Here is a 21214-nt window from a genome sequence, read left to right on the forward strand (position 1 = left end):
TTATGCACACTTTCGTTTATTGTTTTTCGCTCACGCTATGTCATGTCAGCACGATCTGGTATGATGAGCTGATTACTTTTACTGATTTTATCGTCGCAACGGAACGTCAAACACATGGTCATAAAGGCGCAGAGTCCTGCCGGTTTCGCGGAAGAGTACATTATTGAGAGTATTTGGAATAATCGCTTCCCCCCTGGCTCTATTTTGCCCGCGGAGCGTGAGCTTTCGGAGTTGATTGGCGTCACGCGCACCACGTTACGTGAAGTGTTGCAACGTCTGGCCCGCGATGGCTGGTTGACCATTCAGCATGGCAAACCGACCAAAGTGAACAATTTCTGGGAAACGTCCGGCCTCAATATCCTTGAGACCGTAGCCCGTCTCGATCACAAAAGCGTCCCGCAGCTGATCGATAACCTGCTGTCCGTGCGCACCAATATCGCGTCGATCTTTATTCGCGCCGCGGTGCGCAATCATCCTGAGCAGGCGCAGGAAGTGCTGGCGAAAGCCGCCGAGGTGGAAGATCAGGCGGACGCTTTCAATCTGCTCGATTACGAGATCTTCCGCGGCTTGGCGTTCGCTTCCGGCAACCCGATCTACGGCCTGATTTTCAACGGCCTGAAAGGGCTGTATACCCGCGTGGGCCGTTACTACTTCTCCAACCCGGAAGCGCGCAAGCTGGCGCTGGCCTTCTACAGCAAGCTGTCCACGCTGTGCCATGAGAAGCTGTACGATCAGGTGATGGATACCGTGCGCAACTACGGTAAAGACAGCGGGGCGATTTGGCAGAGCATGCAGGGCACCATGCCGAGCGATCTGACCGAAGCGCGTCGCTAATCGCGTGTCGATGAAATAACGAAGGGCGCCATGCGGCGCCCTTTGTCGTTGTGGCGGTTACAGCGGCGTTGGCCGCGGCGGGCAGCGATCGAGCAACTCCACGCTGCCGTCTTCGTTTTGCTGTTCGAGGATCACGTCGAAGCCCCACAGGCGATGCAGGTGCTTCAACACGTCGCGGCGGCTCTTATCCAGCGGCGCGCGTTCCTGTGGGATGTAGCGCAGCGTCAGCGAGCGGTCGCCGCGCAGATCCACGTTCCAGATCTGAATGTTCGGCTCGTGATTGCTCAGGTTGTATTGCGCCGACAGCTCCTGGCGGATCGCCCGGTAACCGGCCTCGTTGTGGATCGCGGCAATTTCCAGATAGTTGTTGCGATCGTCGTCCAGCACGGTGAACAACCGGAAATCGCGCATCACTTTGGGCGACAGGAACTGGCTGATAAAGCTCTCGTCCTTGAAGTCGCGCATGGCGAAGTGCAAGGTGTCCAGCCAGTCTTTGCCGGCGATGTCCGGGAACCAGTAGCGGTCTTCTTCGGTTGGCGACTGGCAGATTCGCTTGATGTCCTGGAACATGGCGAAGCCCAGCGCATAAGGGTTGATGCCGTTATAGTACGGGCTGTTGTACGGCGGCTGATACACCACGTTGGTGTGGCTGTGCAAAAACTCCAGCATAAACCGCTCGGTCACCCGCCCCTCGTCGTACAAATGGTTGAGGATGGTGTAGTGCCAGAAAGTGGCCCAGCCCTCGTTCATCACCTGAGTCTGTTTTTGCGGATAAAAATACTGGCTGACTTTGCGCACGATGCGCAGCACCTCACGCTGCCAGGGTTCCAGCAGCGGCGCATTTTTCTCGATAAAATAGAGGATGTTTTCCTGCGGCTCGCTCGGATAGCGGCGCGCCTGCTCCGGCGACTCTTCACGTTCGACGCGTGGCAGGGTCTTCCACAGCGTGTTCACCTGGCTTTGCAGATACTCTTCGCGGCTTTTCTGGCGCGCTTTCTCTTCCACCAGTGAGATTTTCTGCGGGCGTTTGTACCTATCGACACCATAGTTCATCAGCGCGTGGCAGGAGTCCAGCAGCCGCTCCACTTCATCGACGCCGTAGCGTTCTTCGCACTGGCTGATGTAGTGGCGGGCGAACAGCAGATAATCGACGATGGAGCTGGCGTCGGTCCAACTGCGGAACAGATAGTTATTCTTGAAGAACGAGTTGTGGCCATAGCAGGCGTGCGCCATCACCAGCGCCTGCATGGTGATGGTGTTCTCCTCCATCAGGTAGGCGATGCAGGGATTGGAGTTGATGACGATTTCATACGCCAGCCCTTGCTGGCCCTGTTTGTAGCGCTGTTCGGTTTCGATGAATTTCTTGCCGAAGGACCAATGGGTATAGTTGATCGGCATGCCGACGCTCGAATAGGCGTCCATCATCTGCTCGGAGGTGATCACCTCGATCTGATGGGGGTAGGTGTCGAGCCGGTAATGCTTGGCGACGCGGTCAATCTGCTCCAAATACACCTGCAGCAGTTCGAACGTCCAGTCCGGTCCATCGCTCAGACGTTTGTCATCCTTGACCTTTTCATGTGTTGAAGTAGTCATCAGCGCACCCTCATTATTCACGGGTCTTGCTCAAACGGCAGACCCTGTATCAAGCATAGTTCAAGTCATAATTAACCATTGCAAATCAGTGAAATAAAAATGCCGGTACGCAAGGGAGCGAACGGCGGTCAATCCGGCGCCCGTCCCGGCAGAAAGCGCCTCAGCATCTGGCTTCCTCTCCGAGTATAGCCCTGCGGCAAGGGCGCGCAACACACTGCCTGATACGCGACAGGGATTGAAAAATGTTATGTTATATTGTAACTTTTAGTTTTTCTCAATAACGGACAAGGAGCGCATTTTGGCGAGGCATTTTGGCAAACTGGCGGTGGCGCTGGCCGCACTGTTTATCAGCGGGCAGGCGTTTGCCCACGGGCATCATTCACATGGCAAGCCGCTGACGGAGGTGGAAAAAAAAGCGGAGGCGGGCGTGTTCGACGATAAGGACGTCAAAGATCGCAACTTGGCGGATTGGGAGGGCGTCTGGCAATCCGTGTATCCTTATCTGCTCAATGGGGATCTTGACCCGGTGTTCAAGAAGAAAGCGGCAAAGGATAAGAGTAAGACCTTCGCGGAAGTAAAAGCGTATTACCGAAAAGGGTATGCTACCGATGTGGATACCATCGGCATTGAAAACGGCGTCATGGAGTTTCATCGCGGCGACCAATCCAGCGCCTGTCAGTATAAGTACGCCGGGCACAAGATCTTGACCTATGTTTCCGGTAAAAAGGGCGTGCGTTATCTGTTCGAATGCCAGGATGCCGGCAGCCAGGCACCGAAATTCGTGCAGTTCAGCGATCATATTATCGGCCCGCGAAAATCGGCACATTTCCATATCTTTATGGGCAACACGTCGCAGGAAGCGTTGCTGAAAGAAATGGACAACTGGCCGACTTATTACCCATTCCAACTGCAGACCAAAGAAGTCGTGGACGAGATGCTGCATCATTGATGCCGCTCCCCCGCAACCACAAGCCCGCTTATGTGGGCTTGTGCTCAGGCAAACGGTCTGATTTGCAGGTAATCGTCCGTCACTGCCATTTCAAATAATGTTTCATCCGCCAACAGGGTCGCCCGCATTCGCTCCCGGGCTTGCCGGTAGCGTTCATCCAACTGAATATCACCGGCGTTTTCCCATGCGGCTCGGCTTGGCCATTGCGCATAGCCGATAAACTTCCCGCTCATATCTCGATGCAGGCGCGAGCCGAGGCTGCCGCGCTGCAGATAGATCCCTTGGGTCAACTCAAGCCAGGCCTGGCGAAAGGCGTGTTCGTGCCCGGTTTTGACTGAGAACCGGTAGATGGCGATGAACATAAGGGGTCTCCAGAAAAGCGACAATGTGAACTTTAGGATCTGCTTCTGGCTTCAACGTTCATATCGTGCTGCCGCGTTCAACCTAAACGGGCGGGGTTAAGGGCGTTCGCCTGTTTTATTCCAGTAGTGAAAACAAGGTTAATTTTTTGCCGAAATTTTACGCGTTTTTTCTGCTGCGGGGAGAGGGGATTCATTTTGTCTGTTATGTTGGTATTTTTTATTTTATTGGTTTTTTATTCTGCTTATATGTTGGCTGATGTTTTTATATTCTGTTAAATCAATGTTGCTTATTACGCCTTTTTTGAGTGCTATCATTGATAGCGTTGCTATCGATTCAGCGGCGGTTTGACGCTATAATCCCTTCTAAACCGCATCTTATCGCTATTTACGAGCGGCTATTGCAAATGCTCGACTCATCGACGATAAATTAATTGTGAATATTGTCACGTTTGATGACGAAGTTGTTGGACGGATTTTTTCACTGAGTTAATTTCCTGTGAGCAGAAGATTATGCTTTGTGAAGCCTTGGGCTGGAGTCAGCGATGCGAGTGGTAATTTTAGGTAGTGGAGTGGTGGGCGTAGCCAGTGCCTGGTATTTGGCGAAGGCAGGGCATGAGGTGACGGTGATCGATCGTCAGCCTGGCCCGGCACTGGAAACCAGCGCGGCGAACGCCGGGCAGATTTCACCGGGCTATGCTGCTCCCTGGGCGGCTCCGGGCGTGCCGCTGAAGGCCATCAAGTGGATGTTCCAGCGCCATGCGCCGTTGGCGATCCGTCTCGACGGCAGCAGCTTCCAGCTGAGCTGGATGTGGCAGATGTTGAAAAACTGCAACACCGAACACTACATGACCAATAAAGGCCGCATGGTGCGCCTGGCGGAATACAGCCGCGACTGTATCAAGGCGCTGCGTCAGGAGACCGGCATCCAGTACGAAGGTCGCCAGGGCGGCACGCTGCAGCTGTTCCGCACCCAACAACAGTTCGAAAACGCAGCGAAAGACATTGCGGTATTGGAAGATGCCGGTGTGCCTTACAGATTGCTGGAAGCCGGCCAACTCGGCAGCGTCGAGCCGGCGCTGGCGCAGGTGGCGCACAAGCTGACCGGCGGCCTGCAGCTGCCGAACGACGAAACCGGCGATTGCCAGCTGTTTACGCAGCAGCTGGCGAAAATGGCGCAGCAGGCGGGCGTAACCTTCCTGTTCAACCGCAGCGTTGACCGCCTGCTGGTGGAAGGCGACAAGATCGCCGGCGTGCAGTGCGGCGAGGACGTGTTTAAAGCCGACAGCTACGTGGTGGCGTTCGGTTCGTATTCCACGGCGCTGCTGCGCGGCCTGGTTTCTATCCCGGTTTATCCGCTGAAGGGCTATTCGCTGACCATTCCGATCACCGATGAAGCGGCGGCGCCGTTCTCCACGGTGCTGGACGAGACGTACAAAATCGCCATCACCCGTTTCAACCAGCGCATCCGCGTCGGCGGCATGGCGGAGATCGTCGGTTTCAATACGCAGCTGGAGCAAAAACGGCGCGAAACGCTGGAGATGGTGGTGCGCGATCTCTACCCGAACGGTGGCAGAGTGGAAGACGCGACGTTCTGGACCGGCCTGCGGCCGATGACGCCGGACGGTACGCCCATTGTCGGCCGCACTTCGCTGAAGAACCTGTATCTCAATACCGGGCATGGCACGTTGGGCTGGACGATGGCCTGCGGTTCCGGGCAGCTGTTGTCCGATCTGATGTCCGGCATTACGCCGGCGATCCCTTCCGATGATCTGGCGGTGGCGCGTTACAGCGCCGGGTTTCGCCAGCAACACGCGGTTCCGCTGAACGACGTGCATCCCGCGCGTTAATCGTCGACGCTGTCATAGACTTTCCCGGCCACGCGCAGGCGCGCGTGGCCGCTGTACGCTGCCCCAAGGAGAAGCGATGCCCCGTCCGATAACCGCCACGATGCATCTTGGCGCAATTGAAAATAACCTGCAGGTGGTGCGCCGTTTCGCCCCCGGCGCCAAAGTTTGGGCGGTGGTCAAGGCCAACGCCTATGGCCACGGCATCAAACACGTTTGGCGCAGCATGGCGCAAACCGACGGCTTCGCCATGCTGGATCTGGCCGAAGCGGTGCTGCTGCGTGAGTCGGGTTGGCAAGGGCCGATTCTCCTGCTGGAAGGTTTCTTCCAGCCGCAGGATTTGGCGTTGCTCGATCGTTATCGCCTGACGACGGCGGTGCACAACGACTGGCAGCTGGCGGCGATCGCCAATGCCACGCTGAGCGCGCCGCTCAATGTCTATCTGAAAGTGAACAGCGGCATGAATCGGCTGGGGTTCGCACCCGAGCGGCTGCATGAGGTGTGGCGCAGGGCGCAGGCGGTTGCCAACATCGGTGAGCTTACGCTGATGAGCCATTTCGCCACCGCCGACGGTCCGGAAGGCGTGACCCAGCAGATGGCTACCATCGAGGCGGCCGCTGCCGATATCCCGCTGCCGCGCTGCCTGGCCAACTCGGCCGCCACGCTGTGGCATTCTTCTACCCACGGCAGTTGGGTACGCCCTGGGATCATTCTGTATGGCGCTTCGCCGAGCGGGTGCTGGAATGACGTTGCGGCGACGGGGTTGCAGCCGGCGATGACGCTGAGCAGCGAGATCATCGGCATTCAGCAGCTGAAGTCTGGCGATCGCGTGGGTTACGGCGGCCGTTACAGCGCCGCCGGCGCGCAGCGTATTGGCGTGGTGGCCTGCGGTTACGCCGACGGCTATCCGCGTCATGCGCCGACCGGCACGCCGGTATGGGTTGACGGCGTGCTGACACGCACCCTGGGAACGGTATCGATGGATATGTTGGCGGTGGATCTGACGCCCTGTCCGCAAGTCGAGCTGGGCGCCGAAGTGGAGCTGTGGGGGAAACGCCTGCCGGTGGACGAGGTGGCCACGGCGGCAGGAACGTTGGGCTATGAGCTGCTGTCGGCGTTAGCGGCGCGGGTGCCGGTCGCCATTGAAGCCTGAGCCGTGGCTCAGGCGACTTTTCTGATCTGCCCTTTAATCTGCTTGCTGAGCCGCCGCGCGTGCAGCGCCAGCAGGCAGCCTGCCAGCATCACCAGTGCCAGCGACAGCTTCGGTTGCAGCGGCAACGCCATCGCCACCAGACCCAGCGCGGCACCACCCGCCATCTGCACGAAACCGACCAGCGCGGACGCGACGCCGGCCTCATTGGAATACGGCTCCAGTGCGTAGCTGGTGGCCGGGCCCATCACGAACGCCAACCCGGCGCAGGCGCTGGCGACCGGCAACATATACGCCAGCCAGTGCGCTTGCGCCGTCGCGGGCAGCAGCATAACGCCCAGCAGCAGGCCCAGACAGCCCAGCCCCATCAACATGCCGCCGGTCGCCAGACAAACCGGGCGGCCGACCTTGTGGATGATGCGGTTGGCGAAGAAGCTGACCAGCATGATCCAGAAACCGTTGGCGCCGAACACCAGCGAGAATTGCAGCGGGGTCAGGCCGGCGGTGCCCATCAGCACGTTCGGCGCCAGAGAAACGTAGGTCAGCGCCATGCCCATTGCCCCGGAGTTCACCACCGCAAAGGAGAGGAAACGGCGATCGCTGAGGATGCGCGCGTATTGGCGCACCGGCAACCCTTTGACCGGCACGGTGTCGGCAGGGCGAGTTTCCGGCAGGCGCAGCGCGATCAGCACCAACACCAGCAGCGCGTAGCCGACCAGGAACCAGAAGGGGGCGCGCCAGCCGAAGGCTTCGGCGAGCAGGCCACCGAGCAGCGGCGCCAGCGCCGGGATGATGTTCAGCGTGCCGTTGAGAAAGCCGAAAGCGCGGGCGGCATCGTCGCCATTCAGGCGATCGCGCACGCCGCTGAAGGCGACGACGGCGGTGCAGCAAACCGCCACCCCTTGCAGCAGACGCGAAGCGATGAAAATCGTCGGGCTGGTGGCCAGCGCCGCCATCGCGGCGCCGATCATGTAGAGGATAATGCCGGCCAGCGCCGCCGGCTTGCGGCCATAGTTATCCACCAGCGGCCCGGCGATGACCTGGCCGAGGCCAAGCACCAGAATAAACAGTGAAATGGTGGATTGGATCAGCGCTTCGCTGCTGCCCAGGCCGACGGCAATGGCGGGAATGGTCGGCAGGTAAAGATCGATGCCTAATGGGCCGAGCAGCACCAGGCTGAGAAGCATAAACAGAAACTTTTGCATAACAGGAAAGGCACGTCCAAGTGACAAAGAGGGCTAGAGTAGAGACTCTGGCGGTAAATGGAAAGGGGCAAAGCGGGTCAGCGCTGCGCCCCTTGGCGGTAATAGAGCGCCGAGACGGTATCGGCCACATAACGGGCCTGGTGGCGAGCATCATCCAGCGCGCGATGCGGCATACCCTCGAACGGGCGGGCTTTTTTCGGGTTAAAGCCGTGCAGTTCCGCCAGCGTGATCACCGTGCGCACGTCCTGGGTATCCCAGAATTTCCACGGGCAGGGCATTTCCAATTGCTGGAAGGCGTGTTCGAGGATCGCGCAGTCGAACTCTTTGCCGTTGCCCCAGACTTTCACCGTGTCGGTGCTGTTCATATGGATAAAGCGGCTGAGGCTGCTCAGCACGCGTTTCAGGCTCTCGGTGCCGCTGAAGGCCTGTTTGCGGGCCTCATCGGACTGTTTCGCCCACCAGGCGACCGTATCCAGGCTAATGGTACGGCCCGGCTGGTCTTTCTGGCTGCTGACGGCGGCTTCGAATTCGGCGCCCAGCTCCCCGGTTCGGGGATCGAAAAACACCGCCGCCACCACCAGAATGACGGCGCTGGGTTTTATATCCAGGGTTTCAATGTCTAACATCAGATGGTGCATCGGCGTATCCGGCGGTTGCGTGGTGGCTTAATGTTACTACAGAACGTGCGCCGATGAGGGCTGTGTGCGCATGAAATCCTTTTAAAGCGCCGCGTTCAGGTTATGATATTCGGGATACTCTTGTCAGGTTGGTCGCTATCGGTGAGAACGCTTATCTTTATTCTGTGCATGGTTGGCTACTTGCTGTTGCTGGGCTACCTTGGCATGTTCGTCACGGACAAGATCTGTGAGAAGGCGGGTAACTACACTAAAATCTGCCGTATCGTAGACATTTCCGAACCGCACATCCCCTAATAGCCCCCTGTTTATCCCAGATAGTCGGTGGTAATCAGCGGCGTCAGGATGGCCGCCAGCGCCGTGAGCGCTCCCCATTGCCGCCAGCCCAACCGCGCCAGCCAGTCATGCCGCTGGGGCGGCGTGGCCAGTTGCCCGACGGCCACGGCGCCGGTAAGCAGCAGCGTCAGAATCAGCAGCACCAGGCCACGGCTCACCAGCGTGAACTCAACATGCAGCACATTGGCGTAATACAGGCGCATCAGAATAAAATAGCTGAGCAAGACCCAGGCGAAAACGACGTTCTTCTTGAGCACCTGCTGCAGCATCAGCGCGAGGAACAGGCTGTGAAACAGCGACAGCAGCGGGGCCTCGATCGGATGCCGAACGCAGACGTTGTAGACCGCCATGTAAATGTTGAAAACCAGCAGGGTATAGATCACGTAAATATACCAGCCGTAGATGACCTTGAGCTTTTTCGGGTTCGGCGGCAGAGAGAGTGCGTCCGGTTTCATTAATGCCTCCTGATGATGCCATGCGAACGCTGCGGTTGAAGGCGGCGCGGCGACATCGTAATTTAAAATCCACAGGGTATATATCACCCGAGCGCTAAATGACAATTAAACGCCGGATCGGCTTTATTTCCGCGTTTGCCTGGAACTCTTTTGCGCTTGCGGGGTCGATTGGCGTGTGAACGCCTGGCGGTGTTCGCACCACAATGGAAGACGTAATGCATTGATATGAAAGATTATAAAAACACTTCGGGCACAAAAATCCTGCTGCTGTTCAGCCTGGCGTTTTATACGTTGTTGCCGCCGTTGTTGACGGCGGCCGTGTTTGACCGTTTCAATCTTAACCCGTTTGCGATCGTTAAATTTTTCCACTTTAACCCGTTTTCAGCCGATCGGGGCATACCCGGTTATCAGACGTTCTTCTACTTGCTGATGTTATGGTTGGGGGTGAATATTTTTCTCTGGCTGCTGGTGTGGGGCGCAGGGCGGCTGTATCAACGCTGGCGTGCGCCGCGCGGCTGATATTTTTCCAGGGGGAAGAGTTACGCAGGGAAATGACTTTACATTCAATAATGAGACGTATTATCATTTGAATCGCCGGTGAGGGGAAAAGGGTTGTCTCCTTCTGTGCCCCCCGATCCGGCACGACATTGCTCACATTGCTTCCAATTTTCATGCCAGCCTTGCGCTGGCGTTTTTTTATCCCGCGCCAAAAATCCACTGCGCCGGTGGTCGGCCTCTTTTCATTAGCATGCCTGTTTAAAAACCCACGCGAGGTATTGGGGGCGTCAGAACAGCGAAAACAGCAACACCACCGGCAGGCTTAACGGCCAGGTTAACCCGATGGTCAGCGCGCTGATACAGCGAATTTTGACGGTGTCCCGGCTAACCAGGTAGGTGAAAATCATAGAAACTAACAGGCCGATAAAATAACAGTATTGCGTTGCAACCCACAGCGACGACATGAAACCCGATCCCAGTTGTATTTTTACGCGCGAATTCTAGGAGCTTGGCGGGTGATAATCAATGACTAAAGGCCGTTTATTCAAACCTTTATCCATAAGAATGCATAATTTATTTCTATAAAGAACGTAGGGTTATTAACGGTCTTACGTTTATTACCAAAAGAAATCAACAGCATAGTTACCGGTAACATTCCGCGTCTGGCAAACCTTCTTTCTGGAGGTGACTCCCCTAAGCAGTAAAAGAGCCGGTGAAGGGGGGGAACGCGATGGGGGTTATGACTCATAAAAATTAATGATGTATTGGCGGGCGGACGGCTAAGGTGAGGTGGCGTGGGTTTGGCGGTACGTGAACCTTTCAGGTGCCGGTTTTAGCGCATCTGTCACGATGCGCCGCCAGCCGGCCAGGGAGGGGGGGCGTGGACGTTGCGGGTTTAATGAATGTTAAGACCGTAGACGAACAGCCACGAAAACAGCAGCGCCAGCAGGCATGCCATAAAAACGATGGAGATCATTTCCTTCACAACTTCATTCCTTTTCCCGTTGGGCTAAATTTACTTCTCTTTGTTTTTGCGCGAAATTTTAGATCGACATGGGTAAAAATCCTAGTTTTAATCGTTTTTTTCTCCCCCCTTGCGGCGTAAGCCGCTTCGATAAGGCCGTGGCGACGCCGGAAAACCGGGAACGCTAACTCGTCGTCGCCATTGCTGAACGCCTGAGGCTGACTATAGAAAATGGGGACTGCGTGGCGCCGAAGGCAGCCACGCGCCTCCCTTAAGGGGAGCCATTCATCTGTCTACGGCGCAGTCTATGAGATGAAGGAGTCGGCAATGAGCACGCACCCCATTATCGTGCTGGTACGCTGATTCTGGGACGGCGTCGCGCAGGGGATATTCGGCGATTCATACAGAGGAGATGCGTTGACCTCGCTGGTTTCCATGCCGATGAGGTGGCGGGTTTGATTGATGAGGCAGCCAGCGCGAAATACAGCAAGGGCAGAAAGGGTTTTCGGACTAAAAGATGACATTCTGCGGCAGGCTATCCCTTCGCTGAAATCGCTATCGATATTAATAATCAACAGCATCATCGACACGCGGCGGCGGCAATAATGGCGTAGATGCCTGCCTTACGTATATCGCCTTAGCGTCCGTTAACGCCGATCATTTCTATGGCTGCACGATGCAACCGCTGAAAATAATCATCGGGCTGTTTTTCTATCTCCTGGATAAGGCTGGCGAGCAGGTTCTGTTTGGTTATCGGCTTGTTGGCGGTCAGCACCAGCAGCACGTTTTTGCCAAGCAGGCAGCATATTTGCTTATGGTATTCATCAACATCGTGCTTGTTGAGGCCATAGAGGGTGTAATCGATCATGATGTCTAACCTGCTGACAGGTAAATGCCCGCCGGAGCAGGCTGAGAAGCCATAGAAAAATAAAATGAGGCAAATTTCGCTTAGGAAGAGACTTAAGCGACGGGGTAACGATAACTGAATAGGAATATTCCTATCAAGCCGTGTGGGCGCAGAGGCGAATGTTTAGGAATAACCTCAGAAGAACAAATAATAGAGACGGCCGTTCTGGGAAATCTGACTTATTATTGATATTGCCATTGCCTAAAAATCAAACATAGGTGATGTAAATATATAATGCGAAAAAGAAACAGCCGGAAAACGGCGTTTTCCGGCTGTGGTGACATTCACGCGACATTATTCACACGGTCTGCTTGCGAAACAGTTCGCGGAATACCGGATAGATATCGTCCGGTTCGCGGATATGCTGCATGGCGAAGTTATCGAATCTTGCCTGCAGATCCTCATATTCGCGCCACAGCGTTTGGTGAGCGCGGCGAGTGATTTCTATGTAGCTGTAATAACGCACCATCGGCAGGATCTTCTTCGCCAACAGCTCATGGCACAGCGGTGAATCGTCGGCCCAGTTGTCGCCGTCCGACGCTTGCGCGGCGTAGATATTCCATTGCGCCGGGTCATAACGCTCTTCGACCACGTCGTTCATCAACTTCAGCGCGCTGGAGACGATGGTGCCGCCGGTTTCCTGCGAATAGAAGAACTCCTGTTCGTCCACCTCTTTCGCCTGGGTGTGATGGCGAATATAGACCACCTCGACGTTCTTGTAGGTTCGGCTCAGGAACAGATAAAGCAGAATGTAAAAGCGCTTGGCCATGTCTTTGGTCGCCTGATCCATCGAACCGGACACGTCCATCAGGCAGAACATCACCGCCTGGCTGGAAGGCTCCGGCCGGCGCTCATAGTTTTTGTAGCGCAGGTCGAAGGTATCGATAAACGGTACGCTTTCGATTTTCTTGCGCAGTTCGGTAATTTCCTTGCGCAGCCGCTCCTCTTCCAGCAATTGCACCGGTTCGGTGTTTTCCAGCTGGGTCAGCGCGTCTTCCAGCTCGTGCAACGCGCGTCTTTTACCGGCGGTCATGGCGGTACGTCGCGCCAACGAGTTCTGCAGCGAACGCACGACGCTGATGTTGGCCGGCACGCCGTTGGCGGTATAGCCGGCGCGATGGGTTTTGAACTCGGTCAGCTGCTTGTACTGATTCTTTTTCAGGTTGGGCAGGGCGAGATCCTCAAACAGCAGATCGAGGTACTCGTCTTTGGAGATCTGGAAGACGAATTCATCCTGGCCTTCACCGTCCTGGCTGGCGTTGCCCTGGCCACCGCCACCGCCTGCGCCGCCCTGAGGCCGCTCAACGCGATCGTTCTGCACGAAGTGGTCATTGCCCGGGTGAACGCGATGGCGAGTGCCGCCGCGCCCCTGATGAAACATCGGTTCGTTGATATCGTCAGTGGGGATGGAGACCGACTCCCCGCTGTCTACGTCGGTGACCGAACGCTTGTTGATGGCTTCGGCAATCGACTGTTTGATTTGCGACTTGTAACGGCGCAAGAAGCGCTGGCGGTTCACCATGCTCTTGTTTTTGCCGTTCAGCCGCCGGTCAATGAAATAGGCCATACTTCCCCCAAACGACGTTGCCAACTCTTCATGTCCCGGCCGCGACAGCGCAATATGTCAGCCCCTCCCTGGGCTGCGCTGCAACGTCCATGACTGTGGACATGGCCCTGATAATGCCGCTTACCTGAGGCGTTATGAGGATTTTCTGACCCGCAGATACCATTCACACAGCAGGCGAACCTGCTTGCGGGTATAGCCTTTCTCCATCATGCGGTCGACGAAGTCGTCGTGTTTCTTCTGCTCGTCCGTCGATGTTTTGGCGTTAAACGAAATGACCGGCAACAGCTCTTCGGTATTGGAGAACATTTTCTTCTCGATCACGGTGCGCAGCTTCTCGTAGCTGGTCCAGTTCGGATTACGGCCGTTGTTGTTGGCGCGGGCGCGCAGCACGAAGTTCACGATTTCGTTACGGAAATCTTTCGGGTTGCTGATGCCGGCCGGCTTCTCGATTTTCTCCAGTTCGGCGTTCAACGACTCGCGGTCGAACAGCTGACCGGTGTCGGGATCGCGATACTCCTGATCCTGGATCCAGAAGTCCGCGTAGGTCACGTAACGGTCAAAAATGTTCTGCCCGTATTCCGAGTAGGATTCCAGATAGGCGGTCTGGATCTCTTTGCCGATAAATTCGGCGTATTTCGGGATCAGATAGCCTTTCAGGTGCTCCAGGTATTTCTCTGCCAAATCCTGCGGGAACTGTTCGCGTTCGATCTGCTGTTCCAATACATAGAACAGGTGTACCGGGTTGGCCGCCACCTCGGCGTGATCGAAGTTGAATACCCGCGAGAGGATTTTAAAGGCGAAACGGGTGGAGAGGCCGTTCATGCCTTCGTCAACCCCGGCGTAGTCGCGGTACTCCTGATAGGACTTGGCTTTCGGATCGGTATCCTTGAGGCTTTCACCGTCATACACGCGCATTTTCGAGTAAATGCTTGAGTTTTCCGGCTCTTTCAGCCGCGACAGCACGCTAAAGCGCGCCAGCGTTTCGAGGGTGCCCGGCGCGCAGGGCGCGTGGGTCAGCTCGCTGTGATCCAGCAGCTTGTCGTAAATCTTGATCTCTTCCGACACGCGCAGGCAGTAAGGCACCTTGACGATGTACACGCGGTCGAGGAACGCTTCGTTGTTCTTGTTGTTACGGAAGGTCACCCACTCGGATTCGTTGGAGTGCGCCAGAATGATGCCGTTGAACGGCAGGGCGGAGATGCCCTCGGTGCCGTTGTAGTTGCCTTCCTGGGTCGCCGTCAGCAGCGGGTGCAGCACCTTGATCGGCGCTTTGAACATCTCGACGAATTCCATTATCCCCTGGTTGGCGCGGCACAGGGCGCCGGAGTAGCCGTAGGCGTCCGGATCGTTCTGCGCATGATTCTCCAGCTTACGGATGTCCACTTTACCGACCAGCGCCGAGATGTCCTGGTTGTTCTCATCGCCCGGTTCGGTTTTGGCGATGGCGATCTGCTCCAGGATGGATGGGCGCACTTTGACGACTTTAAACTTGGTGATGTCGCCGCCGAACTCATGCAGGCGCTTCGCCGCCCACGGCGACATGATGGTGCCGAGATAGCGACTCGGGATGTTGAATTCTTTCTCCAGGATCGAGGCATCTTCCTGCGGGTTGAACAGGCACAGCGGATGATCGTTGACCGGGCTGCGTTCGCCGTTGGCGCTGAGGGTGTAGATGGGTACGCGCTGCATCAACGCCTTAAGACGCTCCGCCAGCGAGGATTTACCGCCGCCCACCGGGCCGAGCAGGTAAAGGATCTGTTTCTTCTCTTCCAGGCCCTGCGCGGCGTGTTTCAGGTAAGAGACGATCTGTTCGATGGCCTCTTCCATGCCGTAGAATTCTTCAAAGGCCGGATAGCGTGCGATCACGCGGTTGGAGAACAGGCGCGACAGGCGTGATTCTAGCGCAGTGTCGACCATCACAGGTTCACCGATAGCCATCAGCAGACGTTCGGCCGCGTTGGCATAGGCACTGCGATCTTGCCGGCAAATGGTAAGAAATTCCTGCAGTGTGAACTCTTCGTCCTTGGCAGCTTCGTAGCGCTGGCGATAGTGGTCAAATATGTTCATGATGCCCGTCCTTTCGTTATTAGCACAGGTTAAAGAGAGCGTGTGATAGTGTTCTGGCCCCCGGAAGATGAGAATACGCCTGAGTACAGCAACCCGTATGCCAACTTGGTGCGCTTATTATCGCGAGTTGCGCTGTTTGCCACTGGGCTCAGGATAAATTCACCTTCTGATTTAAGCTTAGTTTGCTTGCCGGAAAATTTCCTGCCGCAGAAAAAGCTTTTTTTAAGTCATATCAATGACTCAGTTATTACAGTGGAAGCCAAATGCCTTGTCTGGCGCGGCCTGCAGGATGAAACGTCATCGTTCCGCCATGATTAATTCATAATTCCGCTATAAGTTATTCGATCTTGGTCGTTTTCTATTGTAAAGATTAGGCGCGCAACTAAATTTTCACATAAACTATTGCGGCTATTAACCCTGTAATTTATGGAAAAAGAACCAGTGAAGATTTCAAAACTCAAAACGCTAGCAATTATCGCTTCCGCAATGGTTTGTGCGCAAAGTGCTCAGGCGGGAACCTGGTCACTCGGCGCCGGCGCGCTGGTTAGCCCGGACGCGTATCGCGGTTATCAGGATCGCGTATATCCGGTGCCCGTCATCGACTATGAAGGTGACGACTTCTACTTCCGTACTCTGACCGCCGGTTACTACCTGTGGAAAGATCAAGAAAACCAGCTGAGCATCATGGGTTACTACACGCCATGGGGCTACCGCCCTGGCGACAGCGATGACGATCGCATGAAGCGTCTCGACAAACGCCGCGGCACGCTGATGGCCGGCCTGGCTTATTCGCACCACGCGGAGTGGGGCACCCTCCGCACCACCTTCACCGGCGACACGTTGAACTACAGCAACGGGCTGGTGGGCGATGTGGCTTATCTGTACAAGTTTGATCTGGACGCGCTGACGCTGGTTCCGGGCGTAGGCGTGATGTGGAACAGCAAAAACCAGAACAAATATTACTACGGCGTCAGCGCCAATGAATCGCGCCGCAGCGGCCTGGACAGCTACACCCCTGGCGATAGCTGGGCGCCGTATCTCGAGCTGAGCGCCAATTACCAGATCAACAAAAGCTGGAACGCCTTCTTCCTCGGCCGCTATGTGAAGTTGTCGGATGAAGTGAAAGACAGCCCGATGGTGGATAAATCCTACACCGGTTTGTTGATGACGGGTGTGAGCTACACCTTCTAATCACGCATTGCACGATTATCGTGCATGGCGTGCATCAAAAAGGGGCGCTGGCGCCCCTTTTGCACATCTGCAGTGCGCTGTCGCGCGCGGCGCCTCAGGCCTTCTTACGGCTGCGGAAGGTCACGCCCAAACGGGCGGGTTGCTCGCCTGCGGCGACCAGCGGTTTGCTGACGCGCCCGGTCTCGATGCAGACCATGGTCTTGTAACCGTCGTTCGGCATATCCCCCATGCTGCAGGAGAGCTCCACGCCGGGGTTCCAGGCGATGACGTCGCTCATATGATGGTGGTGAACCTCTATGGTGCGCGCGAGCGCCTGATCGCGGATCTGGCTGAAGGCTTCCGGGCGGGTATAGACGCGGTCGGTTTGGCCGACGAAGGTCACTTCGCCTTCCTGAAGCGCCTCTGCGCCGCCCGCCACCTTGTCGATATAAGGCTCGCCCAGGCCCGCCACGCTGACCCGATCGATGTCGCCGACCTGGAAGTAACTGTGCAGCGCCGCCGTGGCCTGATAATCGCCGTGCGATTCCAGTTCGATTTCGCACTCCGCACCCAGCTTGAAGCGGGCAATCAGCGTGAAGGCGTGCGGCCACAGTTTGCGGGTCTGCTCATTGTCTTTCAGCGTAAAGGTCAGGATGACGCCGTTGTCATCTTCATCGTGCGCCGTTAGGCTCCAGGGCTGGTTGCGGGCAAAACCGTGGGAGGGTTGCGCCACCGGGCCGAACCACGGCCAGCAGATCGGCACGCCGCCGCGGATGGCCTTGCCTTTGGCGAAGGGGGTATTGTTGCTGAGCCAAATCACCGGCTGCTCACCGCTGGGCTGCCAGGCCAGCAAATGGGCGCCCTGCAGTGCGACGGCTGCGCGCACTTTCGGATGCGACACCACAACCACGCCCAGCTCATCGAGTTGCCGCTGGCTGATGTATGGCGAAATCTGTTCGGAAACGGGCAGGGTGAAAATTTTCTCGTTCATTTCATGACCTATTGTTTGCCGGAGAGACAAATAAAAAAGGGCGACAAAAATGTCGCCCTCATTATCAGCTTAACATCATGCCATTACTTGGAGATGTGAGCGATCAGATCCAGAACCTTGTTGGAATAACCGGTTTCGTTGTCGTACCAGGAAACCAGTTTCACGAAGTTGTCGTTCAGTGCGATACCGGCTTTGGCATCGAACACGGAAGTCAGCACTTCGCCGTTGAAATCGGTGGAAACCACGTCGTCTTCAACGTAGCCCAGAACGCCTTTCATAGAACCTTCAGCGGCGTCTTTGATGGCTTTCTTGATTTCTTCGTAGGTAGCCGCTTTTTCCAGACGCACGGTCAGGTCAACAACGGATACGTTTGGCGTCGGTACGCGGAACGCCATACCGGTCAGTTTGCCTTTCAGCTCTGGCAGAACAACGCCAACCGCTTTCGCTGCGCCGGTAGAAGAAGGGATGATGTTCTGGGATGCGCCGCGGCCGCCGCGCCAGTCTTTGTGGGACGGGCCATCAACGGTTTTCTGAGTTGCGGTGGTCGCGTGAACGGTGGTCATCAGGCCTTCAACGATACCGAAGTTGTCGTTGATGACTTTAGCCAGTGGCGCCAGACAGTTGGTGGTGCAAGAGGCGTTGGACACGATGTCCTGGCCGGCATATTTATCAAAGTTGGCGCCGCGCACGAACATTGGGGTCGCATCTTTGGATGGGCCAGTCAGAACCACTTTTTTAGCGCCGGCGGTGATGTGCTTACGTGCGGTTTCGTCGGTCAGGAAGATACCGGTCGCTTCAGCAACCACGTCAACACCCACTTCGTTCCACTTCAGGTTAGCCGGGTCTTTCTCTGCGGTAACACGGATGGTTTTGCCGTTAACAACCAGGTGGCCGTCTTTAACTTCTACCGTACCGTTGAAACGGCCGTGAGTAGAGTCATACTTCAGCATGTAAGCCATGTACTCTGCGTCCAACAGGTCGTTGATTGCAACGATCTCGATGTCAGAACGCTCTTGAGCAGCACGGAAAACAATGCGACCGATACGGCCAAAACCGTTGATACCTACTTTGATAGTCATATATTCCACCAGCTATTTGTTAGTGAATAAAAGGTTGGTTGTAAAATTACAAAAACCTTACCCAGCGTCAAGCGGAATCGTGTCAATTCTTGCGGCAAGTCAAACCGGAAGGGTGGTTTTGCACGCTTATTGCACAGTCCATTTGCGCTCGGCCTCATCCGTTATATGGGGACAAGCCGCCAAGTATAAAGTCAGCATACGCAAGATGTGTGATCGCTATCACATATCATCGTGACGTGGCCTTTATGGGCTACAGTTTAGGCCAAAAACCCCTGCAGTGGTGTTAATTTTTTGTTATTATTACTCATTGTTTTCGTTGACATTATCCACATTCAGAGATAAGCACAAATGGCTAAAGAGACAACCCCCGGTCATCCGGTCACGGAACTGAATGAAATCCAACGTTATGTGACGCAACAGCGCGGCACCGAAGCGCCGTTCAGCGGCAAATTGCTGCACAACAAGCGCGAGGGCGTGTACCATTGCCTGTGCTGTAACCAGCCGCTGTTCTATTCCGAAACCAAATACGATTCCGGCTGCGGCTGGCCGAGCTTTTATGAGCCGGTTTCCGCCGATGCTATCCGTTATCTTGATGATAATTCACATAATATGCATCGTGTTGAAATCCGCTGTGGCCATTGCGACGCACACCTGGGGCACGTTTTCCCCGATGGCCCGCAGCCGACCGGCGATCGCTACTGCGTCAATTCCGCTTCACTGAGCTTTACCGATGGCGAAAATGGCGACCAAACGGCCGGTTAAGTGGTAATTTAACCAACAAAATCGATTCAGCTAATTATTCATCCGTAAGCGAGAAGGGCTCTGATGGACGTGAAAGATCTGATTGCGGCGATGACGCCCGAGATATACCAGCGCCTGGTACAGGCGGTTGAGCTGGGCAAATGGCCGGACGGCGTGGCGCTGACGCCGGAGCAAAAAGAAAACAGCCTGCAGGCGGTGATGCTGTGGCAGTCGATGAACAACGTCGATCCGCAGCACATGAGCATCGGCACCGACGGGCAGATCGTGATGAAGAGCAAGCAAGAGCTGAAACAGCAGTTCGTTGCCGAGCCGTTGGCCAAACTCAAACCGCAGTAAGGCTTCCCTTAAGAAAGCGGGGCGATGTCGCCATCGCCCCGTCGATTCACCGTTTTTCGCCCTTAATCCCCAGCGATTCCGCCAGCTGCTGCGCCAGCCGGTTGTCGTCATCCGCGCCGTATTCCCAGAACATCGCACCGCCCAATCCCTGACTTTTGATGTATTCGGCCTTGATGGCCACCGAACGCGGATTCTCGTAGGAGATTGCGAACAGCGGCTTGCCTTCGGCGGATTGCAGCGTCAGGTAAGGCACTTTGGCGTCGTCATCCCAGTGCTCGCGAAAACGATGCTGCGGATCGTTGAGTAATTTACTGACGATATCGTGGTATTCAAAGTAAGTGTCTTTGCTGAGATCCAGCCCCAGCGCGCTGAACAGGGCGGTTTCTCGCGCGCTGAAGTAAGGTTGCGTCACCGGATGTTTGGCGGCGTCCGGCTTGTCCCAGTCGATACCCGCCTCGGTCGCCCGTTTCGGAACCCGGCCGTAGAAACCGATGCCCAGGTTCATCTGCGCCGGTTTCAGGCCGGCAGCCAGATAATTTTTGACCACGAAATCGGCGCTGTAGCGGTCGGCGGCCGCCACGGTTGGCCAACGCTTTGAATCGTACAGGTTGGCATTGAAGTACTGCGTGCCGTAAGCCATGTCGTAGGTCATCAGATTGATGTAGTCGAGGTAAGGGGCAATGCTTTTCACATCAACCCATTCCTGTGGGCTTTTGACGTTGGCCCCGACGGCGATGGTTAACAGCTTGCCTTTATCCAGCGCCTGATGAAGCTCTTTCAGCAGCAGGGTGAAGTTGTCGCGATCCGCTGGTTGGCTTTCCACCAGCCCCCAGGCGCCGTTCACCGGATATTCCCAGTCCAGATCGATGCCATCCAGCTGATACTGGGCGATCACCTGCAGCGCGGAGCGGATGAATATCGCCCGGTTTTCCGCAGTTGCCGCGGCACCGGAGAAACCGCGTGCGCCCCAGCCGCCGACCGACAGCAGCACTTTCAGCTCGGGGTTCTGTTTACGCAGTATCGGCAGCCGTTGCAGATCGGCCGTGACCTTCGGCGACAGGTAGATCTGGTGGCGGCGAGCGGGGTCTTTCAGCGCTGCATTGGCTTCGTCTTTCTCGCCGTTGTAGATCAGGCCGAACGAATAGTTGAGGTGGGTGATTTGCGTGACGTCCAGCTTGTCGATGTCGCCACCGGGGCCAGCGGTGACGTCGCCGCCGCCGTTGAAGTAGCCGACGGAGAGATAAGCCGCCTGGGCCGTGCCTGCGCCGGCCATAGCCAACTGCACCGCCGCCAGCAAAGGCAGCAGTTTTCGGGTTATTTTCATGTCTGTCTCCTTGGGTCGGCAAGGCCGACCGTACCGCCAGGGGCGGTCACAATAAAACCGGGCTCAGCGGGCCCCGGATGCGTATAACCGATTGACGCCAAAAGCGTCGCAGCCATAACAGCAAAAGCGCCTGCTGCTCACAAGCGGCTGGCGGAGAAGAAGGACGATATTGTGAGCGGCGTCGAA

General features: G+C 56.1%; 22 protein-coding genes. 9 read left to right on the forward strand and 13 right to left on the reverse strand.

Annotated elements, in window-relative coordinates; translation table 11 throughout:
* The first annotated feature begins 114 nt into the window (after positions 1 to 114).
* Positions 115 to 834 (forward strand): fatty acid metabolism transcriptional regulator FadR, encoded by a 720-nt coding sequence (gene fadR / locus ACJ8HB_RS09115; RefSeq protein WP_033634827.1) that lies wholly within the window; start codon positions 115 to 117, stop codon positions 832 to 834.
* Between the two features lie 57 nt (positions 835 to 891).
* Here fadR and ACJ8HB_RS09120 read toward each other — a convergent pair whose 3' ends face one another.
* A complete protein-coding gene (locus ACJ8HB_RS09120) occupies positions 892 to 2427 on the reverse strand; it encodes a SpoVR family protein (RefSeq protein WP_004932268.1) in 1536 nt (511 codons plus the stop codon).
* A gap of 298 nt (positions 2428 to 2725) precedes the next feature.
* Between ACJ8HB_RS09120 and zinT the strand changes: the two genes are divergently transcribed.
* On the forward strand, positions 2726 to 3376 hold the full coding sequence (gene zinT / locus ACJ8HB_RS09125) for a metal-binding protein ZinT (RefSeq protein ID WP_047567074.1): 651 nt from the start codon (positions 2726 to 2728) through the stop codon (positions 3374 to 3376).
* A 44-nt stretch (positions 3377 to 3420) separates the two neighbouring features.
* Here the strand turns inward: zinT and ACJ8HB_RS09130 are convergent, their stop codons facing one another.
* Positions 3421 to 3738, reverse strand: coding sequence for an antibiotic biosynthesis monooxygenase family protein (locus ACJ8HB_RS09130; protein ID WP_047567076.1), 318 nt, complete (start codon positions 3736 to 3738; stop codon positions 3421 to 3423).
* A 542-nt stretch (positions 3739 to 4280) separates the two neighbouring features.
* Between ACJ8HB_RS09130 and ACJ8HB_RS09135 the strand changes: the two genes are divergently transcribed.
* Positions 4281 to 5585 (forward strand): D-amino acid dehydrogenase, encoded by a 1305-nt coding sequence (locus tag ACJ8HB_RS09135; protein ID WP_047567078.1) that lies wholly within the window; start codon positions 4281 to 4283, stop codon positions 5583 to 5585.
* 76 nt (positions 5586 to 5661) lie between these two features.
* Positions 5662 to 6735 carry a catabolic alanine racemase DadX gene (gene dadX, locus ACJ8HB_RS09140; protein WP_047567080.1) on the forward strand — a complete coding sequence of 358 codons (1074 nt, stop codon included), beginning with the start codon at positions 5662 to 5664 and terminating at the stop codon, positions 6733 to 6735.
* Between the two features lie 8 nt (positions 6736 to 6743).
* Here the strand turns inward: dadX and ACJ8HB_RS09145 are convergent, their stop codons facing one another.
* The 3 genes from ACJ8HB_RS09145 to ACJ8HB_RS09155 all read right to left on the reverse strand — a co-directional run bounded on the left by ACJ8HB_RS09145 (position 6744) and on the right by ACJ8HB_RS09155 (position 9363).
* A complete protein-coding gene (locus ACJ8HB_RS09145) occupies positions 6744 to 7937 on the reverse strand; it encodes a multidrug effflux MFS transporter (RefSeq protein ID WP_047567082.1) in 1194 nt (397 codons plus the stop codon).
* A 77-nt stretch (positions 7938 to 8014) separates the two neighbouring features.
* Positions 8015 to 8575, reverse strand: a complete 561-nt coding sequence (locus tag ACJ8HB_RS09150) for a 3'-5' exonuclease (RefSeq protein WP_033634819.1) — start codon at positions 8573 to 8575, stop codon at positions 8015 to 8017.
* 305 nt (positions 8576 to 8880) lie between these two features.
* Positions 8881 to 9363, reverse strand: coding sequence for a hypothetical protein (locus tag ACJ8HB_RS09155; RefSeq protein ID WP_047567085.1), 483 nt, complete (start codon positions 9361 to 9363; stop codon positions 8881 to 8883).
* 225 nt (positions 9364 to 9588) lie between these two features.
* Here ACJ8HB_RS09155 and ACJ8HB_RS09160 point away from each other — a divergent pair, with 225 nt between their 5' ends.
* Positions 9589 to 9882 carry a hypothetical protein gene (locus ACJ8HB_RS09160; RefSeq protein ID WP_033634816.1) on the forward strand — a complete coding sequence of 98 codons (294 nt, stop codon included), beginning with the start codon at positions 9589 to 9591 and terminating at the stop codon, positions 9880 to 9882.
* A 266-nt stretch (positions 9883 to 10148) separates the two neighbouring features.
* Here the strand turns inward: ACJ8HB_RS09160 and ACJ8HB_RS09165 are convergent, their stop codons facing one another.
* The 5 genes from ACJ8HB_RS09165 to yeaG form a co-directional block, all read right to left on the reverse strand.
* Positions 10149 to 10325: a GhoT/OrtT family toxin gene (locus ACJ8HB_RS09165; protein WP_033634815.1), complete on the reverse strand. Its 177-nt coding sequence runs from the start codon at positions 10323 to 10325 to the stop codon at positions 10149 to 10151.
* An 805-nt stretch (positions 10326 to 11130) separates the two neighbouring features.
* The gene (locus ACJ8HB_RS09170; protein ID WP_047567087.1) at positions 11131 to 11409 is read right to left on the reverse strand and encodes a hypothetical protein; all 279 of its coding nucleotides are present in this window, start codon (positions 11407 to 11409) and stop codon (positions 11131 to 11133) included.
* A gap of 53 nt (positions 11410 to 11462) precedes the next feature.
* A complete protein-coding gene (locus ACJ8HB_RS09175; protein ID WP_004932237.1) occupies positions 11463 to 11693 on the reverse strand; it encodes a hypothetical protein in 231 nt (76 codons plus the stop codon).
* 337 nt (positions 11694 to 12030) lie between these two features.
* On the reverse strand, positions 12031 to 13299 hold the full coding sequence (locus ACJ8HB_RS09180; RefSeq protein ID WP_047567090.1) for a YeaH/YhbH family protein: 1269 nt from the start codon (positions 13297 to 13299) through the stop codon (positions 12031 to 12033).
* Positions 13300 to 13431: 132 nt separating this feature from the next.
* Positions 13432 to 15366 carry a protein kinase YeaG gene (gene yeaG / locus ACJ8HB_RS09185; RefSeq protein WP_004932230.1) on the reverse strand — a complete coding sequence of 645 codons (1935 nt, stop codon included), beginning with the start codon at positions 15364 to 15366 and terminating at the stop codon, positions 13432 to 13434.
* A 42-nt stretch (positions 15367 to 15408) separates the two neighbouring features.
* On the opposite strand from yeaG, the gene ACJ8HB_RS09190 reads away from it, so the two are divergent.
* Positions 15409 to 15684, forward strand: a complete 276-nt coding sequence (locus tag ACJ8HB_RS09190; RefSeq protein ID WP_154067234.1) for a hypothetical protein — start codon at positions 15409 to 15411, stop codon at positions 15682 to 15684.
* A gap of 108 nt (positions 15685 to 15792) precedes the next feature.
* Positions 15793 to 16557: a MipA/OmpV family protein gene (locus tag ACJ8HB_RS09195; protein WP_033647613.1), complete on the forward strand. Its 765-nt coding sequence runs from the start codon at positions 15793 to 15795 to the stop codon at positions 16555 to 16557.
* Positions 16558 to 16651: 94 nt separating this feature from the next.
* Here the strand turns inward: ACJ8HB_RS09195 and ACJ8HB_RS09200 are convergent, their stop codons facing one another.
* Together ACJ8HB_RS09200 and gapA are read right to left on the reverse strand one after the other, a co-directional pair.
* A complete protein-coding gene (locus tag ACJ8HB_RS09200) occupies positions 16652 to 17527 on the reverse strand; it encodes a D-hexose-6-phosphate mutarotase (RefSeq protein ID WP_047567093.1) in 876 nt (291 codons plus the stop codon).
* Between the two features lie 83 nt (positions 17528 to 17610).
* Positions 17611 to 18606: a glyceraldehyde-3-phosphate dehydrogenase gene (gene gapA, locus ACJ8HB_RS09205; RefSeq protein WP_004932222.1), complete on the reverse strand. Its 996-nt coding sequence runs from the start codon at positions 18604 to 18606 to the stop codon at positions 17611 to 17613.
* 348 nt (positions 18607 to 18954) lie between these two features.
* Here gapA and msrB point away from each other — a divergent pair, with 348 nt between their 5' ends.
* Positions 18955 to 19368 (forward strand): peptide-methionine (R)-S-oxide reductase MsrB, encoded by a 414-nt coding sequence (gene msrB, locus ACJ8HB_RS09210; protein WP_004932219.1) that lies wholly within the window; start codon positions 18955 to 18957, stop codon positions 19366 to 19368.
* Positions 19369 to 19431: 63 nt separating this feature from the next.
* Positions 19432 to 19704 (forward strand): YeaC family protein, encoded by a 273-nt coding sequence (locus tag ACJ8HB_RS09215; protein ID WP_033634809.1) that lies wholly within the window; start codon positions 19432 to 19434, stop codon positions 19702 to 19704.
* A gap of 46 nt (positions 19705 to 19750) precedes the next feature.
* On the opposite strand, the gene ACJ8HB_RS09220 is transcribed toward ACJ8HB_RS09215, so the two are convergent.
* Positions 19751 to 21028 (reverse strand): glycoside hydrolase family 18 protein, encoded by a 1278-nt coding sequence (locus ACJ8HB_RS09220; RefSeq protein WP_047567096.1) that lies wholly within the window; start codon positions 21026 to 21028, stop codon positions 19751 to 19753.
* Positions 21029 to 21214: the final 186 nt, after the last annotated feature.

Origin of the sequence: Serratia sp. CY27727, from assembly GCF_052169275.1 — a bacterium.
GTDB lineage: Bacteria > Pseudomonadota > Gammaproteobacteria > Enterobacterales > Enterobacteriaceae > Serratia > Serratia sarumanii.